A 17,145-nucleotide genomic window follows, 5' to 3' on the forward strand; every position below is an offset into this window, starting at 1 on the left:
TCAGTAGGCGAGGGAACGATCGACCGCTTCGAGGACCCGGTCGGGGGACGGCAGGAAGTGGGTCTCGACGGCCGCGGGCGGGAAGGGGGTGTCGAAGCCGGAAACCCGCAGCACGGGAGCCTCGAGGTGGTAGAACGAGCGCTCCGTGACGGTCGCCGCGATTTCCGAGCCGACGCTCACGAAGCCGTATGCTTCCTGGGCGACGACCAGGTGGCCGGTCTTCTCCACGGAGGTGAGGATGGGGCCGTAGTCGATCGGGGAGATCGAGCGCAGGTCGATGACCTCGATGCTGATGCCCTCGACCGCGGCGAGTTCGGCGGCCTGCAGCAGGACAGTGACCATGGCGCCATGGCCGACGAGGGTGACGTCGGAGCCGGCACGGACGACCCGGCTCGCGTGCAGGGGAATCCCGCTCGCGCCGAAACGGACCTCGCCCTTGGGCCAGTAGCGGCTCTTCGGCTCGAAGAAGATGATCGGGTCGTCGGAGGCGATCGCCTCCTGCATCATCCAGTAGGCGTCGTGCGGGTTCGAGGGGCTCACGACGCGCAGGCCCGGGGTGTGCGCGAAGTACGCCTCCGGGCTCTCCTGGTGGTGCTCGATCGAGCCGATGTGTCCGCCGTAGGGAATCCGGATCACGACGGGCATCGTGACCTGGCCCTCGTGCCGGTTGCGCATCCGGGAGAGCTGGCTGGTGATCTGGTCGAAGCCGGGGAAGACGAAGCCGTCGAACTGGATCTCGCAGACGGGACGGTAGCCGCGGAGGGCGAGGCCGATCGCGGTGCCGACGATGCCGGACTCTGCGAGCGGGGTGTCGAGCACGCGCTTGTCGCCGAATTCGGCGTGCAGGCCCTCGGTGACGCGGAACACGCCGCCGAGCGGTCCGATGTCCTCGCCCATCATCAGGACCTTCGGATTGTCGAGCATCGCCTGCCGGAGGCCGGCGTTCAGGGCCTTGGCCATCGGGAGGTTCGCCGAGGTGGCTGGAACGGCGGATGCTGCCGCGGGCACTGCAGAAGCGGCCGGCTCCCGGACCGGGGTCTCGGTCACGATCGTGTCGCTCACGCGTCGCCTCCTTCGAAGGATGCTTCGTATCGGTCGAGCCAGGCCTTCTGTTCCTGGATCAGCGGGTGGGGTTCGGCGTAGACGTTGTCGAAGATGACGGAACGCTCGGGCGAGCGGATCTCGAGGGCGCGGCGGCGGACATCCGCTGCGTGGTCCTCGGCCTCCTCGTCGACGGCGTCGAGGAAGTCCTGCTCGACGCCGAGGCCCTGCAGGTAGGCGCGGAACCGGACGATCGGGTCTTTCGCGACCCAGGCGGCGAGTTCCTCCGGGTCACGGTACTTGGTGGGGTCGTCTGCGGTGGTGTGCGCACCGACCCGGTAGGTCATCGCCTCGATCAGGGCGGGGCCCTTGCCCGCGCGCGCGTCGTCGAGGTGCTTGGCGGTGACGGCGTAGCTCGCGAGCACGTCATTGCCGTCGACCTGGGTGCCAGGCATGCCGAAGCCGCCGGCGCGGAGGTAGAGCGGGGTGCGCGACTGCCGGGTGACCGGCACCGAGATCGCCCAGTGGTTGTTCTGCAGGAAGAAGACCTGCGGGGTCTGGTAACTCGCCGCGAAGACGAGGGCCTCGTTCGCGTCACCCTGGGAGGAGGCTCCGTCGCCGTAGTAGACGATGACCGCCTCGTCGGTTTCGGGGTTGCCGGTCGCGGTCGTGCCGTCGAGCTGCATGCCCATCGCGTATCCGGTCGCGTGCAGGGTCTGCGAGGCGAGCACGAGAGTGTAGAGATGGAAGTTGCCGTGATCCTCGGGGGTCCAGCCACCGAGGGTGACGCCGCGCAGCATCCGCAGGATGTCGACGAGGTCGAGCCCGCGGATCATGCCGACGACGTGCTCACGGTAGGAGGGGAAGACGTGGTCCTGGGGGCGGGTGGCATACGCGCTGCCGACCTGGGCGGCCTCCTGGCCGTGGCTCGGCACCCACAGGGCGAGCTGGCCCTGCCGTTGCAGGTTCGCCGCCTCCTTGTCGAAACGACGGACGACGACCATGTCACGGTAGAACCTGCGGAGGTCGTCTTCGGTCAGGCGGTCGAGGTAGGGCATGAACTCCGCCGCCGCCTCGCTCGGCTCGACGAGCCCGCTCGTCGAGAGCACCTGAACCAGGGGTGAGTCGTTCTCGCGCGCTGCCATCGTACTAACCTAGCCGCCGGGCCGAATGCCCTATTGGTAGATTTTGTACAAGTTCCGCGCAGGTTCGCAGTAGTTCTTCCACAGATTCTTCCTCGCCAATTGAGATCCGGATCCCCTCGGGGAAGGGCCGCACCACGAGTCCGGCCGCACCGAGCGCCTCGGCGGCGACACCGGTTTCCGCGCCCGTCGGCAACCAGATGAAGTTGCCCTGGGGTGCGGGAGTGTTCCAGCCCTGCTCGGTGAGCGCGCGCCAGATCGTGTCACGACGGGTGCCGATGGTGCGCACCCGTTCCATGAGTTCGTCATCGACATCGAGCGATGCGATCGCGGCAGCACTGGCGACCCCCGTGACCGACAGTGGAATCGCCGTCGCACGGGCAGCGTCGAGGATCGCAACCGGCCCGAGGCCGTAGCCGACCCGGAGCCCGGCGAGGCCGTATGCCTTGGAGAAGGTGCGGAGCACGACGAGGTTCGGGTAGCGGCCCAGCAGGGAGATGCCCCTGACGGCGTCGGGGTCGGTCACGAACTCGGCGTACGCCTCGTCGAGGATGACGAGCAGCGTCGAGGGGACGACCGCCATGAAGGCCTCGAACTCCGCAGCGCGCACGATCGTGCCGGTCGGGTTGTTCGGGCTGCAGACGATGAGCACGCGGGTGCGGTCGGTGATCGCGGCGGCCATGGCGGTGAGGTCGTGGCCGTGATCCGGCCGGTTGGGCACCTGCACGCTCGTCGCGCCTGCGACGGTGACGAGGCTCGGGTACGCCTCGAAGGAGCGCCAGGAATAGACGACTTCGTCCCCTGGGCCCGCCGCGGCGAGGATGAGCTGGGAGAGCAGGGCGACGGAACCGCTGCCCACGTGCACCTCGTCCGGCGAAAGCCCGTAGCGTGCGGCGAGGCGTTCCCGCAGTTCGGACGCGGAGGCATCCGGATAGCGGTTGTACGTCGTCTCGGCGCCGACGGCAGCGATCACACCGGGCAGTGGCCCGAACGGGTTCTCGTTGCTCGAGAGCTTGAAGGCACTCGCGGCTGCCGCCTTTCCCTGCCTGTAGGCCGGGAGGGCGATGATTTCGGGGCGCAGTCGCACCGCTGACTGGTCTGTGGGGCTCACTCGGCGATTCTACGCCGGGGCGTATTCGCGCGACCGCATGAGCCGCGCGGAGACCGGGCGTGCCGCAGGCCGCGCCACCCAAGCGCAGCGCCCGGTCAGGTGCCATAGTGGTCGCATGGCCAGATTCCTGATCAAGCTCATCCTCAATGCCGTCGCCCTGTGGCTCACCACCCTCCTCGTCTCGGGAGTGAGTGTCGAACCCTATGCGCCGGACACCGGCGCCATCGTCGTGACGTATCTCCTCATTGCCCTCATCTTCGGTCTCGTCAACGGCGTGATCGGCGGTTTTGTGCGTGTCATCGCCTTCCCGCTCTACGTTCTGACCCTCGGCCTCCTCGCGCTCATCGTCAACGGCCTGCTCCTCATGCTCGTGGCCCTGATCTCCGACGGCCTCGGCTTCGGCTTGCATGTCGACGGCTTCTGGACCGGGGTGCTCGGGGCACTCGTTCTCGGCATCATCAGCTGGCTGCTCGGCGTGCTCGCGCGTCCCGCCACCGGCCGCCAGTAACCCGCCCCCGCACCTGGTTCACGGCCCGGGTTCACGGCCCGCCCGGGTTCACGGCCCGGTCACGCGGATGCCGCGCCACCGGGTGACCTCGGCCGGTCCGGTTGCGCCGACCCCGGCCAGGGTGTCCCGGAAGCGCAGCAGGTTCGGCTCCGCCGACCCGTCCATCAGGCGGGCGGTGGCCTGGTAGCTCGTGAGGGAATGCGCAGGCAATGCCTGCCCTGCCGGCGCCTCACCGGCGGCGAACGCCCTGCTGCGCACGAGGACCCGGTCGTCGACCCCTGGCGGCATGCCGCCGAACGCCGGAACGATGTCGTCGGTGTGCTCGACGGTGACGGCCTCCACCCCGGCCGGAATGGAGAGCGCTGCCGTCGGGCCGCCGAAGGAGGCGACACCGACGGTGTTGAATTCTCCGGACTCCGCGAGCTGGACCGCGATCTGACCGCCGAGGGAGTGCCCGACCGGGAGCACCGGGTCCTGCGGCTGGACACCGGCGGCGTGCATCGCCTCGACGACGGCGCGATACGAACCGGAGGGGCCGAGGTTGCCTGGGCCCGAACCCGCGTCGCCCGCCGCAGCGCCGGCGACATCGCTGGTCAGGTCGAACGGCTGCCCTGTGCCGGTCGGGTCCCACTCCGCGGTGCCGCCGACATAGACGATCCAGGACGGCGGGGAGCCAGCGTTGCCGGCGTAGCGCTCGATCCGGATCTGCGGACCGTCGGCCCTCGCGTCGGGGATCCGCCGCGCGAGCTCCCCGAAACCGTCAGGGGGCAGGGCCGCGAGGACGGCCGGATGCACCGGGCTCCCGGTCTCGGTCACCCGGTGCACGCTCACCGGCGTCTCCACGAGCAGGCCGAACGGACGGACCAGGAGCAGCGCCGCCCCGGCGACGGAGGAGACTCCGAGCAGGCCGAGTCCCTCGTCGCCCAGTTCGAGTGCTGCGGGAAACGGCAACCCGAGCGCGCCGACGGCCGCGTCGTCGGCGGAGGACACGAGCACGCGCACCGCGGCGACGACGGCCGGGTCGCTCAACACTCCCGGGTTCGCCTGGAACCAGGCCGCGACCTCCGCCAGGCTCCCTCCGGCCACAGAGTCGCCGAAGAGCGCCCGGCTCACGAGGCCGCCGAGGACGAAGGCCGCGAGGTTCGGCAGCGCACCGAGGATCATCAGCGGGGCTGCACGCCCCACGAGGTAGCCGAGCCACGCTCCCGCGACGCCGCTCGCCCGCTCGACCACCCGTTCGACGCGCCCGTATCCTTCCGCGGCCGTCAGGAGCGCGTCGGCGAGCGCCCTGCTCCGCTCACTGATGTCGGCGAGCACGGTGTCGGTCCGCAGGATGCCGAGGCCCGGGTCGGCGTCCGTCCAGCGCACGGCCGGGGTCGGCGAGGACTCGAGCGCCCGGATCCGGGCGAGCCGGGCGCGCCAGGACTCGGATTCCGTCTGGAGCGCCCGGAGCACGGCCGCCTCGGCGAGAACGGCGTCCGTCGCGACGAGGGTTCCACCACCGCCGGAGATCAGTAGTCCCTCGCCGGACCCCGGCCCCCTCACTCCGACCAGCCTCCGGGGGTCGCCCGGGCTCCGCCCGGTGCCTGCGGCACCAACGTCGTCGCAGCGGCCGCTGCCGTCACCTCCTCGGCCGCGAGTTGAGCCTTCACACTGTCGATCCGCGCGAGCACCGCCGTGAGGGTCTCCTCGATGCTCCGCTCCGCCCTGGCCAGGAGCGCGGCGAGTTCCCAGCGGCGGTCGAGGTAGGCGCGCTGCGCCTCGGAGCGCCACTCTGCCGGGGCGCCGGCGGGGAGAAGCCGGCGCGCCGCGAGGGCGATGTCGTCGGCCAGGGTGCGCAGCAGCATCCGCTGGTGCCGCAGTTCGGTCAACCGGTCGGTTTCCGGCGGATACTGCCACCACTGCATCGGCCTGCCCTTCCGCGAGGCCGACCCGGCGGGCCCCGACAGACCGATCCTGTGCGCCACTACCCTCCGGAGCGCCCGCCGACGGGAACCCGGGGAAAGCGAAGTCCCCCGAGCAGGTGTGGAGGAGGCGAAAGTGACGGACAATGGAGCCATGACCTTCTCGGCGATCCGCCCCGACGAGGCGACGCCCTTTCGGATCATCTTCGTCTGCACCGGCAACATCTGCCGCTCGCCGATGGCGGAGATCACCCTGCGCGACCTGGTCACCCGGTCCGGGCTCGGCCGGCTGATCTTCACGAGCTCTGCGGGCACCGGCGACTGGCACGTCGGCGAGCAGGCGGATGTCCGCACGGTCGCCGCCCTCAAACGGCAGGGGTACGACGGCAGCCACCATCGCGCCCGCCAGTTCGACCCGGTCTGGTTCAGCGATTACGACCTCGTCGTCGTGCTCGACCGCACCCAGGAGCGCATCCTGCGCAACTGGGCGGTGAGCGACCGGGACAGGAGCAAGGTGCGCCTGCTGCTCAGCTTCGACCAGGAACAGGCGTCCCTGCACGACGTGCCGGACCCGTACTATTCCGACGATGCGTTGTTTGACTCGGTATTGGGCATGATTGAGAAGGCAAACTTCGCGCTCTTCGCGCAACTAGAGCCCGCAATTCGACAGGGAGTCCGATGAGTCCACTACCCCCCCAGGTCCTCAGCCCGCTAGACGGCCGCTACCGGGCCGCCGTCACCGAACTCGGGGAGTACCTGTCGGAGGCCGGACTCAACCGCGCGCGGGTGCACGTCGAGGTCGAGTGGCTGATCACCCTCACCGATCGCAGCCTGTTCGGTTCCACTCCGCTCGACGCCGGACACAAGGCCTCGCTGCGCGCCCTCGTCACCGGCTTCGGCCAGGCCGAGATCGACGAACTCGCCGTTCTCGAGGCCACCACCCGCCACGACGTCAAGGCGGTCGAGTATCTCGTGCGCCGCCGCCTGACCACGCTCGGCCTCGACCGGATCAGCGAGCTCACCCACTTCGCCGCGACGAGCGAGGACATCAACAACCTCGCGTACGCCCTCACCGTGAGCTCCGCCGTGCGCGAGGTCTGGCTGCCCAAGCTCCGCGCGACCATCGGACTGCTCCGGCTGCGCGCCCTCGAATACCGGGCGGATGCGATGCTCGCCCGCACCCACGGCCAGCCGGCAACGCCGACGACCGTCGGCAAGGAGATCTCGGTCTTCGTGTACCGGCTCGAGCGCCTGGCCGCGCAGGTCGAGGCCAACGACTATCTCGGCAAGTTCAGCGGTGCGACCGGAACATTCGCGGCGCACGTCGCCGCGGATCCCACGATCGACTGGCCGGCCGTGTCCCGCGCCTTCGTCGAGGGCCTCGGGCTGACCTGGAACCCGCTCACGACCCAGATCGAATCGCACGACTGGCAGGCCGAGCTGTACTCGAAGGTGTCCCACGTCAACCGGGTGCTGCACAACCTCGCAACGGACGTGTGGACCTACATCTCCCTCGGCTACTTCCGGCAGATCCCTCAGGCCGGCGCGACCGGCTCATCGACGATGCCGCACAAGATCAACCCGATCCGCTTCGAGAACGCCGAGGCGAACCTCGAACTGTCCTCGGCGATCCTCGACTCGCTCGCCGCGACCCTGGTCACCTCGCGCATGCAGCGGGACCTGACCGATTCGACGACCCAGCGCAACATCGGCGTCGGCTTCGGCCACTCCCTGCTCGCCCTCGACAACATCGTGCGCGGGCTCGGCGAGATCGACATCGACAGGGCCCTGCTCGCTCACGATCTCGACGTCAACTGGGAGATCCTCGGCGAGGCCATCCAGACCGTGATCCGGGCGGAGGTCTCGGCCGGCCGGTCGACGATCGCAGACCCGTACGCGCTGCTCAAGGAGCTCACCCGTGGCAAGCGGATCAACCAGGCCGACCTCGTCGCCTTCGTCTCCGGGCTCGAGATCGGGGAGGACGCCCGGGCCCGCCTGCTCGCGTTGACTCCCGCGGCATACGTCGGCCTCGCCGACAGTCTCGTCGACTACCTCGGCTGACCGGCTTAGGGCTGCTGGCCCTTGTCCTGCTCGTCGATGTCGGTCTTTTCGGCGTCGTTGGGCTTGATGTTGAGCACGAGCATCGCGATCACGACGAGCACGACGATGAACGCGATGCCGAACCCGACCAGGGCGAGCAGCGGCTCCCTCGTGCTCATCAGCACGACGAGCCCGAGGAAGAGGGCCATCACGCCGGCGAGGCCGACCAGTTCGAGCGGCTTCAGTACTTCGGAGCGGCTGGGCTTGCGCGGCGTGTTCTGGGTCACTGAGTGTCCGAATCGTTGGGTGCTGCGGGGTGAATCGAGTCGAGGGGGACCTGGGCGGCGCCGGCCGCCACGGCCCACTTGAGTGAGAACGCTGCGATGCCGAGGTAGACCGCGAGCATCACGAGATAGGCGCCGAGCAGGCCGACGGAGACGACGACGTTCGGCGGCAGCACCAGCACAACGATCGCGAACAGCACGGTCGCCGCGCCCATCACGAGCCAGTCACGGTCTGCAGGGTCCCTGCGCCGGGCACGGATGCCGCTCGACAGTTCCAGGAAGCCGGTCACGATGCCCCAGACCGTGACGAGGTAGAGGAAGAAGCCGAGCCCCCCGCCGTGGAAGCCGAGCGCGAGCGCCCCGGCTACGACACCGGCGACGCCCTGCACGAGGAAGGCGCTGCGTTCACGGGAGTCTGCGAGAGTGCGGCGGCTCAGCACGGCGACGGCGACGCCACTCACGAAGGCGAAGGCGCCGAACACCACGAGCCCGAAGTCCGGGGAGTGGTTCGCGGTGAAGGTGATGAGGATGGCCGGGACGACGGCGATCGCAGCGCGCACGAGGGGCACTGTCCAATACCCCGCGGTGCGGTGGTCCGTGCGGGCGTTGTCGGGTGCGTCGGCCATGCGAAGACCCCTTTCCTGCCTGCGGCTTCCTGCCGGTAGCGGATGCTCGTTGTCGGGTAGCGAGACTGGCCAAGTCTACGCGGGCCGGCTCGGAGCATCCGCTCGGTGACAGAGCCTAGAGCGCGTTGACCGCGCCGAGGATCTTGGTGAGGGAATCCTTGGCGTCGCCGAACAAAAGCGTCGTCTTCGGGTCGTAGAGCAACTCGTTCTCGATGCCCGCGAAGCCGGGGCGCATCGAGCGCTTGAGGAAGACGACCTGGCGGGCGTCGCCGACGTCGAGAATCGGCATCCCGTAGATCGGCGAGCCGGGCGAAGTCTTGGCCGCGGGGTTGACCACGTCGTTCGCGCCGACGACGAGGGCGACGTCGGTGTTCTTGAACTCGGGGTTGACCTCGGCCATTTCCTTGAGCGACTCGTACGGAACGTTCGCCTCGGCGAGGAGCACGTTCATGTGCCCCGGCATCCGCCCGGCGACCGGGTGGATCGCGAAGACGACCTCGACGCCCCTGGCCTGCAGGGTCGTTGCGAGTTCGGCGATCGTGTGCTGGCCCTGGGCGACGGCAAGGCCGTAGCCGGGAACGATGACGACCCGCTGGGCGTAGTTGAGCAGCACAGCGACGTCTTCGGGGCTGGAGGACCGGACAGGACGGTCGCTCTGCGTGGTCGAGCCCGCGGTCGAGCCGCCCTTGAAGGCGCCGAACATGATGCCGCTGACTCCGCGGCCCATTGCGGCGGCCATCGCGCGGGTGAGGATCGTGCCGCTTGCACCGACGAGGGTGCCGGCGACGACGAGCAGGAGGTTGCCGATCACGATGCCGGAGGCCGCGACGGCGAGCCCGGTGAATGCGTTCAGCAGGGAGATGACGATGGGCACGTCCGCGCCGCCGACCGGCAGCACGAGCAGGGCGCCGACGACGAGGCCGAGAACGAGCAGCACGACCGCCCAGCCGGCGGCACCGGTGCCGACGACGAAGCCGCCGGTGACGAGCGCCAGGAGGACGATGCCGCCCATGACCCAGGCCAGCCCGGGGAACACGAGCGGGCGGGAGCTGATCAGGCCCTGGAGCTTGCCGACAGTGACGGCGGAGCCGGCGAAGGACACCGCGCCGACGAGCATCGTGAAGACGACGGCGACCCTGGTCCAGCCATTGGCGCTTTCACCGAGTTCGAGCATGGCCACCAGGGCGGCTGCGCCGCCGCCGACGCCGTTGAAGAGGGCGACGAGCTGGGGCATCTGCGTCATCTGCACGCGGCGGGAGATCGGGGCGGCGATGGCCGAGCCGACGGCGATGGCCACGATGATGGCGGGGATGTTGTCCATCCGGACCGAGAAGAACACGGTGATGACGGCGAGGAGCGCTCCGGCGGCGCCGATCAGGTTGCCGCGCCGTGCGGTCTTGGGCGAGGACAGCCCGCGGAGGGCGAGGATGAAGCAGACGGCGGAGACCAGGTAGAGGAGCCCGGTCCATTCGGGGCTGAGCAGGCTCATTTGGCGGTGTCCTTCGCGTCGGTGCCGGCCGGTTTGCGGGGGGCGAACATTTTGAGCATCCGGTCGGTGACGACGAAGCCGCCGACGAGGTTCGCTGTCGCGAGGAGCACGGCGAGCAGGGCCACGACCAGCAGCCAGATAGTGGTCGTCTGGCCGGCGACGGTGATCGCGCCGATCAGGATGATGCCGTGAATGGCGTTCGCGCCGCTCATCAGCGGGGTGTGCAGGGTGCTCGAGACCTTCGAGACCACTTCAAAGCCGACGAACACCGCCAGCACCACCACGGTCAACAGGGTGATCGGATCCATCAGTCTTCTCCTTGCAGCGCGGCCTGGGCCGCGAGGGCGGCCTTGGTCGGTTCGTGCGTCACTTCGCCCGAGTGGGTGAGGCATGCGCCGGCGATGACCTCGTCGGTGAAATCGGGGGCGACCGTGCCCTCGCTCGTCATGAGAGCGAGCAGGTTCGCGACGTTCTTGGCGTACAGGCGTGAGGCGTCAGCGGGCATCGTGGATGCCGCGTCCTTCATCCCGACGAGGGTGACGGTTCCGTCCCCGCTCGCGACCGGAACGAGGGTGTCGACGCCGGCGACGACGCCTTCGACGTTTCCGCCGGTTTCGGCGGCGAGGTCGACGATGACGGAGCCGGGCCGCATGCCGGTGACCATGTCGTGCGTCACGAGCAGGGGTGCAGGGCGGCCGGGGATCGCGGCCGTGGTGATGAGGATATCCGCCGCGGCGACATGGGGGGCGAGGAGCTCGCGCTGGCGGACGGCGCGGTCTTCGCTGAGCTCGCGGGCGTACCCGCCCGCGCCCTCGACGGCATCCAGGTCGAGCGTCACGAAGGTTCCGCCCATCGAGGTGACCTCGTTGGCGGATGCCGGGCGCACGTCGTACGCGGAGACGCGCGCGCCGAGGCGCTTGGCCGTCGCGATCGCCTGCAAGCCCGCGACGCCGGCGCCGAGGACGAGGACGCGCGCGGGCGGGATGGTGCCCGCGGCAGTCATGTACATCGGGAAGAACCGCGGGAAGCGGATGGCCGCCTCGAGGACGACCCGGTAGCCGGCGACGAGGGCCTGCGAGGTCAGGGCGTCCATCGACTGGGCGCGGCTGATGCGCGGCACGAGTTCGAGGGCGAAGGCGGTGACGCCGGCCGCGGCCAGGGCCGTGACGGTCGGGAGTTCGTTTGCGGGGGCCGCGAGTCCGACCGTGACGAGGCCGGAGTGGAGCCTGGCGGCGAGCGAGGGGGTGAGCGGTCGCACGTGGCAGTAGACGTCGAGGTCATCGAGCGCGAGCTCGGGGACGACGGTGGCACCGGCATCCGTGTATGAGCGATCGGAGAATCCTGCAGCGATGCCGGCGCCGGCCTCGATCAGGACATCGACACCGAGGCCCCGTAGTTGCTGCACAGTCTCCGGTGTCGCGGCGACACGCCGCTCTCCCTCGATGCGCTCTCGCCCAATGCCAACCTTCACGCGGGTATCTCCTTCGCGGCGGCCAGCCACGAGCAAATCCGGACAACCCGAAAGCTTGCGCGGTTTTACCGCCCTCCCGCTAGCGTACCGGGGAAGAGGGGGTCGTTTTAACGCGGAATCTACGAACCGGGCGCGAGATCGGCGAAGCGCGAATAGTGGCCGTGGAAGGCGACGGTGACGGTTCGCGTCGGACCGTTGCGGTGCTTGGCGACGATCAGGTCGGCTTCGCCGGCGCGGGGGTTGTCCTTTTCATATGCGCTCTCGCGGTGCAGCAGGATGACCATGTCGGCGTCCTGCTCGAGCGAACCGGACTCCCGGAGGTCGGAGATGGCCGGCATCTTGTCCGCACGCTGTTCCGGTCCACGGTTGAGCTGGGAGAGGGCGATCACGGGCACCTGCAGTTCCTTGGCCATGAGCTTGAGAGCCCGGGAGAACTCGCTGACCTCCTGCTGTCGGGACTCGACCTTCTTGCCCGATGTCATCAGCTGCAGGTAGTCGATGATGACCATTTTGAGTCCGACGCGCTGCTTGAGCCTGCGGCACTTGGCCCTGATCTCGACGAGGGTCATGTTGGGGCTGTCGTCGATGTAGAGCGGGGCGTCGTTGATGCGTCCGCGGGTGGCCGCGATGGTGGTCCAGTCGCGCGCGTCGACCGTGCCCTTGCGCATGCTCTGCAGGGGCACGGATGCCTCGGCAGAGAGCAGGCGCATCGCGATTTCGCTGCGGCCCATTTCGAGGGAGAAGAAGATGCTCGGCATGTCGTGCTTGATCGAGGCCGAGCGCGCGAAGTCGAGCGCGAGCGTCGACTTTCCGAGGGCAGGACGTGCCGCGACGATGATGAGCTGGCCGGGGTGGAAACCGTTGGTGAGCTCGTCCATGTCCGCGAAGCCGGTCGGCACGCCGGTCATCTGGCCGTCTTTGCCTTTGGCGGCTTCAATCTCGTCGATTGCCGCCGTCACGGCGTCGGTGAGCGGCACGTAGTCTTCGGTCTCTGTGCTGCCGGTGACGGCGTAGATCTCGGCCTGGGCGTTGTTGACGAGGTCGAGCACCTCGCCTTCGCCCGAGTACCCCATCTGGGCGATGCGGGTCCCGGCCTCGACGAGGCGGCGCAGCAGGGCCCGCTCGGCGACGATGGAGGAGTAGAAGCCCGCGTTGGCGGCGGTCGGGACGAGGCTCGTGAGCGTGTGCAGGTAGTCTGCGCCGCCGGCTCGGGAGAGTTCGCCGAGTTTGGTGAGTTCGTCGGTGACGGCGATGACGTCCGTCGGCTCACCCTGCGCATAGAGCGACAGGATCGCATCGAAGATCAGCTCGTGCTTCGGGATGTAGAAGTCCGCGGCGCGAACGGTCTCGACGACGTCTGCGACGGCGTCCTTGCTGAGCATCATGCCGCCGAGCGCGCTCTGTTCGGCCAGGAGATCGTGGGGGAGCGTTCGTTCGGTGTGCCGGGTCTCTGTGCCGTTGCGCAGATCGGTACCGCGTTTGTCCGCCAGACCCAGGTGTGCGATCGACAACCGTGCCTCCTCTGTCCGTGGTGATGTTCTATCAGGGACCGCCGACACCATCGGACGATTCCGGCACACCTCGAAATCCGGCCGCGTGCCCACCATACGGACCGGTTTCCGCTGGAAACAAACCACCCTGTGGATAACACTGTGCAGAATGAGGGCGAAACGCCGCGAGGCTTGTGCACAACCTGTGGACTCGGCTGTGGACAACTATTCTTCTTTGAAAATTTAATGCACTTTGATCAGGCATAAATTCTATTCACAGCTGTGGGTAAAAAGCTGGTTCAAGTACACCTTGAACGTTGGTGCCCAGAAGAAATCCTGTGTACAAATGTGGGGATTCATCAACTGAAATCACCCTCGAAAGGGGTGGTTGGAGCCTTAAACGAGCCTAGCGGCGGACTCCGGTGGGAGTCCGCCGCTAGGCCGGCAGTGTGACTGCTTACTTGGCAGCAACCACCACGAGGGTGATGGTGGCGCTCAGTTCGTCGCGAAGACGAACCGTTGCCTGGTGCTCGCCGACGGACTTGATCGGGCTGAGCTCGATCTTGCGCTTGTCGATGGCACCGAGGCCTGCAGCGGCGACGGCTTCGGCAACATCCGTGGTCTTGACGGAGCCGAAGAGGCGTCCGCCCGTTCCGGCCTTGACGACCAGACGGACCTTGGTGTTCTCGATGGTTGCCTTCAGGGCCTGGGCCTCTTCGAGCGTGGCGTGCTCACGGGCGACACGAGCAGCCTTGATCTGTTCGATCTGCTTCTCGCCTCCGCGGGTCCAGGAAACGGCCCAGCCCTGCGGGAAGAGGTAGTTACGGGCGAACCCGTTCTTGACCTCGACGATGTCGCCGGGTGCACCGAGGCCGGAGACCTCGTGCGTCAGAATGATTTTCGACATTTGGCTACCTACCTGCCTGAGCCGGCGTAGGGCAACAACGCCATTTCGCGGGCGTTCTTGACGGCACGGGCGATGAGGCGCTGTTCCTGGACGGAGACACCGGTGATACGACGGGCGCGGATCTTTCCACGCTCGGAGATGAACTTGCGCAGGGTGGGGACATCTTTGTAATCGATGACACCAACCCGGATCGACTTCGCGGGAGCGGCGTTCTTGCCACCCTTAGCTCCGCGGAGCGGCTTGCGGCGGTCGCCGCTCGACTTTCCAGCCATGATTTCCTTACTTTCTTAAGAAGTGCGTTTCAGCCTGACGGCGCCGGAGCGCCGCGATCGGCTAGAAGGGTGTCTCGTCGCTGAAGTTGCCCGGGGTGTTCCACACGTCGCCACCGGTGTTCACGGCGGCGGGAGGAGTGGCTGCCCAGGGCTCGTCGTTCCCGGCCGCTGCGGAGTTACCGCCGCGCGGGGAGGAGGACGATGCAGCGCGAGTGAGCGAAGCAGTGGCGTACTTGAGCGAAGGACCGATATCGTCGATTTCGAGCTCGAAGCTTGTGCGCTTCTCGCCTTCCTTCGTTTCATAGGAACGCTGCTTGAGCCGCCCAGTAGCGACGACACGAGAACCCTTGGTCAGTGAACCGGCGACGTGCTCGGCGAATTCACGCCAAACGCTCGCGCGCAGGAACAATGCGTCGCCATCTTTCCACTCGTTGGCTGCGCGATCGAAATTGCGCGGAGTGGATGCGATGGTGAAGTTGGCAACCGCCAGCCCGCCCTGCGTGTAACGCAGTTCCGGATCGCTGGTCAGGTTGCCCACCACGGTGATTACGGTCTCGCCGGCCATGGGCTACTTGTCGCTTGCCTTGTCGGCGGTGTCGACGGCTGCTGCGGGTGCCGGTGTGGCGACCGCTGCGGGCTTGGCGACTGCTGCCGGGGTGGCGACTGCTGCCGGGGCTGCAGGAGCTGCCGGGGCTGCGGCCTTGACGGCTGCTGCGGCGGGAGCCGATGCGGGCTTGACAGACGCGGCGACCTTGGCGGTCGGGGCGGCTGCGGCTTCGGCCTTCGCGGCAATGACCTTCGGGTTGGCTGCCTTGCGGGCTGCCTTCTCGGCGGCGAGCTTGCTCGCGACGGCAACCTGGGCGATGCCTTCTTCTGCGCGGAGAACCTTGGTGCGCATGACGGCTTCCGACAGCTTCAGCTGGCGGTCGAGCTCGGCCGTGGCAGAAGCGTTCGCGGTGAAGTCGACGACGGCGTAGATGCCTTCGGACTTCTTGTTGATCTCGTAAGCGAGACGGCGGCGACCCCAAACGTCAACCTTGTCAATCGTTCCACCATCGTTGCGAACAACGTTGAGGAACTTGTCAAGGCTGGGAGCTACGGTGCGCTCATCGATCTCGGGATCGAGGATAACCATCAACTCGTACTGATGCATGACTAACCCACCTCCTTCGGACTAAACGGCTGCAGAATCTCTGCAACAGGAGGGTTGTGCATGTGCTGAAGGCGGAGGCCGGGAATCCGGCGCGCAGACAACCTGCCTAGACTACTCGATGAGGCGGCCAAAAGCCACCACAGCGCCGCGGCGCCCTCCACGCCGTCTGTGTTCACATCAGTCCGAGCATGCCGGGACGCGCGTGGACCGTGCAGCCGGAAGCAGCGCTTGTGGAGAAGTGCGCACATCCGCCCCTGTTGAGGAGTGGCTACTGGCCTTGGCCCGCCCACCACGCCTGAAGGCGGCGCGTTGCCTCCTCGACACCGAGGGGGCCGTCGTCGAGGCGCTGTTCGAGGAGGAAACGGTAGGCCTCGCCGACCTCCCTGCCCGGTTTCACGCCGAGGATCGCCATGATCTGCTCTCCGTCGAGGTCTGGCCGCACTGCGGCCATCTCCTCCTGCTCGGCGAGTTCGCGAATGCGCTGCTCGAGGTCGTCGTATGCGAAGCCCAGCCGGTCGGCCTTGCGCCGGTTGCGGGTGGTCACGTCGGCCCTGGTGAGGATGTGCAGTCGTTCGAGCTGGTCGCCGGCGTCGCGCACATAGCGGCGCACGGCCGAATCCGTCCAGGCTCCCTCGGTGTACCCGAAGAAGCGCAGGTGGAGCTCGATCAGCCGGGAGACGGCCGCGATCGTGTCGTTGTCGAAGCGCAGCGCACGCAGGCGCTTCTTCGCGAGCTTGGCGCCCACCACATCGTGGTGGTAGAAACTCACGATTCCGCCTGGCTCGAGCTTCCGGGTCGCCGGCTTCCCGATGTCGTGGAACAGGGCGGCGAGCCGCACGATCAGGTCCGGTCCGCCCGGGAAGCTCTCCCGGGACTTCTCGTAGCCGATCGCCTGGTCGAGCACGGTGAGGGTGTGCTGGTAGACGTCCTTGTGGTGGTGGTGCTCGTCGACCTCGAGGCGCAGCGCCGGAATCTCCGGCAGGACGATGTCGAGCAGGCCGGAGTCAACCAGCAGCTCGAGGCCGCCGTGCGGGTTGTCCGAGAGGAGCAGCTTGCAGAGCTCTTCGCAGACCCGTTCCGCCGAGATATTGCGGATGCTCGACGCCATCGCGTCCATCGCGATCGCGGTGTCGAGGTCGAGGGTGAAACCGAGTTGGGCGGTGAACCTGGCGGCACGCATCATCCGCAGCGGGTCGTCGCCGAAGGAAATCTCCGGCGAGATCGGCGTCCGCAGGACCCCGGCCATGAGGTCGCCGATGCCGTTCGCCGGGTCGACCAGGGTCAGCCCGGGAAGGCGCAACGCCATCGCGTTGACCGTGAAGTCCCGGCGGAGAAGGTCGTCCTCCAGGCTCAGCCCGAATACGACCTCCGGCTTCCTGGTCACCCCGTCGTAGCTGTCCGCCCGGTAGGTGGTGATCTCCACGGTCTCGCCGGCGACCTTCGCCCCGATGGTCCCGAAGGCCCGGCCGATATCCCACTGCGCCTCGGAGATCGGGGTGACGATCTCGAGGATCTGCTCCGGGGTCGCATCCGTCGTGAAATCGAGGTCGTGCAGGGTCCGGCCCAGGAACGCGTCGCGCACCGGACCGCCGACGAGGGCAAGCTCGTGGCCCGCAGCCTCGAAGGCCAGGGCCAGGCGGGATACGGAAGGAGTGGCAGCCAGGTCGCCCAGCCGCGTGAGGGCTGTCGCGACGCTCTGCATGCCCC

At 68.0% G+C, this 17,145-nt stretch carries 18 protein-coding genes and 1 pseudogene; 3 read left to right on the top strand and 16 right to left on the bottom strand.

The genetic code is table 11. From position 1 onward, the window contains the following. From E3O39_RS12265 to E3O39_RS12275, 3 genes are all read right to left on the bottom strand, one after another. Entirely contained in the window at positions 1-960 is a 960-nt protein-coding gene (locus E3O39_RS12265; protein ID WP_134448648.1) for an alpha-ketoacid dehydrogenase subunit beta, read from the bottom strand. Positions 961-1,058: 98 nt separating this feature from the next. Further along, the gene (pdhA, locus tag E3O39_RS12270) at positions 1,059-2,186 is read right to left on the bottom strand and encodes a pyruvate dehydrogenase (acetyl-transferring) E1 component subunit alpha (RefSeq protein WP_134448510.1); all 1,128 of its coding nucleotides are present in this window, start codon (positions 2,184-2,186) and stop codon (positions 1,059-1,061) included. A 4-nt stretch (positions 2,187-2,190) separates the two neighbouring features. Next, positions 2,191-3,294: a histidinol-phosphate transaminase gene (locus tag E3O39_RS12275; protein WP_241975189.1), complete on the bottom strand. Its 1,104-nt coding sequence runs from the start codon at positions 3,292-3,294 to the stop codon at positions 2,191-2,193. A gap of 115 nt (positions 3,295-3,409) precedes the next feature. Between E3O39_RS12275 and E3O39_RS12280 the strand changes: the two genes are divergently transcribed. Further along, positions 3,410-3,802 (top strand): phage holin family protein, encoded by a 393-nt coding sequence (locus tag E3O39_RS12280; protein WP_134448512.1) that lies wholly within the window; start codon positions 3,410-3,412, stop codon positions 3,800-3,802. Positions 3,803-3,850: 48 nt separating this feature from the next. Here E3O39_RS12280 and E3O39_RS12285 read toward each other — a convergent pair whose 3' ends face one another. After that, complete coding sequence (locus tag E3O39_RS12285; protein ID WP_134448514.1) at positions 3,851-5,347, bottom strand: hypothetical protein; 1,497 nt, start codon at positions 5,345-5,347, stop codon at positions 3,851-3,853. Then, positions 5,344-5,709 carry a hypothetical protein gene (locus tag E3O39_RS12290; RefSeq protein WP_134448517.1) on the bottom strand — a complete coding sequence of 122 codons (366 nt, stop codon included), beginning with the start codon at positions 5,707-5,709 and terminating at the stop codon, positions 5,344-5,346. The genes E3O39_RS12285 and E3O39_RS12290 overlap by 4 nt, the downstream gene beginning before the upstream one ends. A gap of 151 nt (positions 5,710-5,860) precedes the next feature. Here E3O39_RS12290 and E3O39_RS12295 point away from each other — a divergent pair, with 151 nt between their 5' ends. Beyond that, positions 5,861-6,388: a low molecular weight protein-tyrosine-phosphatase gene (locus E3O39_RS12295; RefSeq protein ID WP_134448652.1), complete on the top strand. Its 528-nt coding sequence runs from the start codon at positions 5,861-5,863 to the stop codon at positions 6,386-6,388. After that, complete coding sequence (gene purB / locus E3O39_RS12300) at positions 6,385-7,767, top strand: adenylosuccinate lyase (protein ID WP_134448519.1); 1,383 nt, start codon at positions 6,385-6,387, stop codon at positions 7,765-7,767. The genes E3O39_RS12295 and purB overlap by 4 nt, the downstream gene beginning before the upstream one ends. A 5-nt stretch (positions 7,768-7,772) precedes the next feature. Here the strand turns inward: purB and E3O39_RS12305 are convergent, their stop codons facing one another. From E3O39_RS12305 to E3O39_RS12355, 11 genes and pseudogenes are all read right to left on the bottom strand, one after another. Beyond that, on the bottom strand, positions 7,773-8,033 hold the full coding sequence (locus E3O39_RS12305; RefSeq protein WP_134448521.1) for a hypothetical protein: 261 nt from the start codon (positions 8,031-8,033) through the stop codon (positions 7,773-7,775). Then, the gene (locus tag E3O39_RS12310; RefSeq protein ID WP_134448523.1) at positions 8,030-8,656 is read right to left on the bottom strand and encodes a DUF308 domain-containing protein; all 627 of its coding nucleotides are present in this window, start codon (positions 8,654-8,656) and stop codon (positions 8,030-8,032) included. The genes E3O39_RS12305 and E3O39_RS12310 overlap by 4 nt, the downstream gene beginning before the upstream one ends. Before the next feature lie 115 nt (positions 8,657-8,771). After that, positions 8,772-10,145 (bottom strand): NAD(P)(+) transhydrogenase (Re/Si-specific) subunit beta, encoded by a 1,374-nt coding sequence (locus E3O39_RS12315; RefSeq protein WP_134448525.1) that lies wholly within the window; start codon positions 10,143-10,145, stop codon positions 8,772-8,774. Further along, complete coding sequence (locus E3O39_RS12320) at positions 10,142-10,453, bottom strand: NAD(P) transhydrogenase subunit alpha (protein WP_134448527.1); 312 nt, start codon at positions 10,451-10,453, stop codon at positions 10,142-10,144. Before E3O39_RS12320 ends, E3O39_RS12315 begins: the two co-directional genes overlap by 4 nt. Beyond that, a complete protein-coding gene (locus E3O39_RS12325) occupies positions 10,453-11,616 on the bottom strand; it encodes a Re/Si-specific NAD(P)(+) transhydrogenase subunit alpha (RefSeq protein WP_134448529.1) in 1,164 nt (387 codons plus the stop codon). Before E3O39_RS12325 ends, E3O39_RS12320 begins: the two co-directional genes overlap by 1 nt. A 119-nt stretch (positions 11,617-11,735) precedes the next feature. Continuing rightward, complete coding sequence (dnaB, locus tag E3O39_RS12330; protein ID WP_134448531.1) at positions 11,736-13,127, bottom strand: replicative DNA helicase; 1,392 nt, start codon at positions 13,125-13,127, stop codon at positions 11,736-11,738. A gap of 436 nt (positions 13,128-13,563) precedes the next feature. Beyond that, positions 13,564-14,013 carry a 50S ribosomal protein L9 gene (gene rplI / locus E3O39_RS12335; RefSeq protein ID WP_134448533.1) on the bottom strand — a complete coding sequence of 150 codons (450 nt, stop codon included), beginning with the start codon at positions 14,011-14,013 and terminating at the stop codon, positions 13,564-13,566. Positions 14,014-14,021: 8 nt separating this feature from the next. Then, positions 14,022-14,285 carry a 30S ribosomal protein S18 gene (gene rpsR / locus E3O39_RS12340; RefSeq protein ID WP_035835236.1) on the bottom strand — a complete coding sequence of 88 codons (264 nt, stop codon included), beginning with the start codon at positions 14,283-14,285 and terminating at the stop codon, positions 14,022-14,024. 61 nt (positions 14,286-14,346) lie between these two features. Next, entirely contained in the window at positions 14,347-14,850 is a 504-nt protein-coding gene (locus E3O39_RS12345) for a single-stranded DNA-binding protein (RefSeq protein ID WP_134448535.1), read from the bottom strand. Positions 14,851-15,069: 219 nt separating this feature from the next. After that, a pseudogene (gene rpsF, locus E3O39_RS19880) lies at positions 15,070-15,438 on the bottom strand (30S ribosomal protein S6); the annotation flags it as partial. A 268-nt stretch (positions 15,439-15,706) separates the two neighbouring features. Beyond that, on the bottom strand, positions 15,707-17,140 hold the full coding sequence (locus E3O39_RS12355) for a CCA tRNA nucleotidyltransferase (RefSeq protein WP_134448654.1): 1,434 nt from the start codon (positions 17,138-17,140) through the stop codon (positions 15,707-15,709). Between the last annotated feature and the right edge of the window lie 5 nt (positions 17,141-17,145).

This window comes from Cryobacterium sp. MDB2-A-1, from assembly GCF_004402675.1.
GTDB classification, from domain to species: Bacteria; Actinomycetota; Actinomycetes; order Actinomycetales; family Microbacteriaceae; genus Cryobacterium; species Cryobacterium glucosi.

Coding starts and splice junctions, on each gene's coding strand:
- E3O39_RS12265 (WP_134448648.1), bottom strand. CDS start 960: ATGGCCAAGGCCCTGAACGCCGGCCTCCGGCAGGCGATGCTCGACAAT.
- pdhA (WP_134448510.1), bottom strand. CDS start 2,186: ATGGCAGCGCGCGAGAACGACTCACCCCTGGTTCAGGTGCTCTCGACG.
- E3O39_RS12280 (WP_134448512.1), top strand. CDS start 3,410: ATGGCCAGATTCCTGATCAAGCTCATCCTCAATGCCGTCGCCCTGTGG.
- E3O39_RS12290 (WP_134448517.1), bottom strand. CDS start 5,709: ATGCAGTGGTGGCAGTATCCGCCGGAAACCGACCGGTTGACCGAACTG.
- E3O39_RS12295 (WP_134448652.1), top strand. CDS start 5,861: ATGACCTTCTCGGCGATCCGCCCCGACGAGGCGACGCCCTTTCGGATC.
- purB (WP_134448519.1), top strand. CDS start 6,385: ATGAGTCCACTACCCCCCCAGGTCCTCAGCCCGCTAGACGGCCGCTAC.
- E3O39_RS12310 (WP_134448523.1), bottom strand. CDS start 8,656: ATGGCCGACGCACCCGACAACGCCCGCACGGACCACCGCACCGCGGGG.
- E3O39_RS12315 (WP_134448525.1), bottom strand. CDS start 10,145: ATGAGCCTGCTCAGCCCCGAATGGACCGGGCTCCTCTACCTGGTCTCC.
- E3O39_RS12320 (WP_134448527.1), bottom strand. CDS start 10,453: ATGGATCCGATCACCCTGTTGACCGTGGTGGTGCTGGCGGTGTTCGTC.
- rplI (WP_134448533.1), bottom strand. CDS start 14,013: ATGTCGAAAATCATTCTGACGCACGAGGTCTCCGGCCTCGGTGCACCC.
- rpsR (WP_035835236.1), bottom strand. CDS start 14,285: ATGGCTGGAAAGTCGAGCGGCGACCGCCGCAAGCCGCTCCGCGGAGCT.
- E3O39_RS12345 (WP_134448535.1), bottom strand. CDS start 14,850: ATGGCCGGCGAGACCGTAATCACCGTGGTGGGCAACCTGACCAGCGAT.
- E3O39_RS12355 (WP_134448654.1), bottom strand. CDS start 17,140: ATGCAGAGCGTCGCGACAGCCCTCACGCGGCTGGGCGACCTGGCTGCC.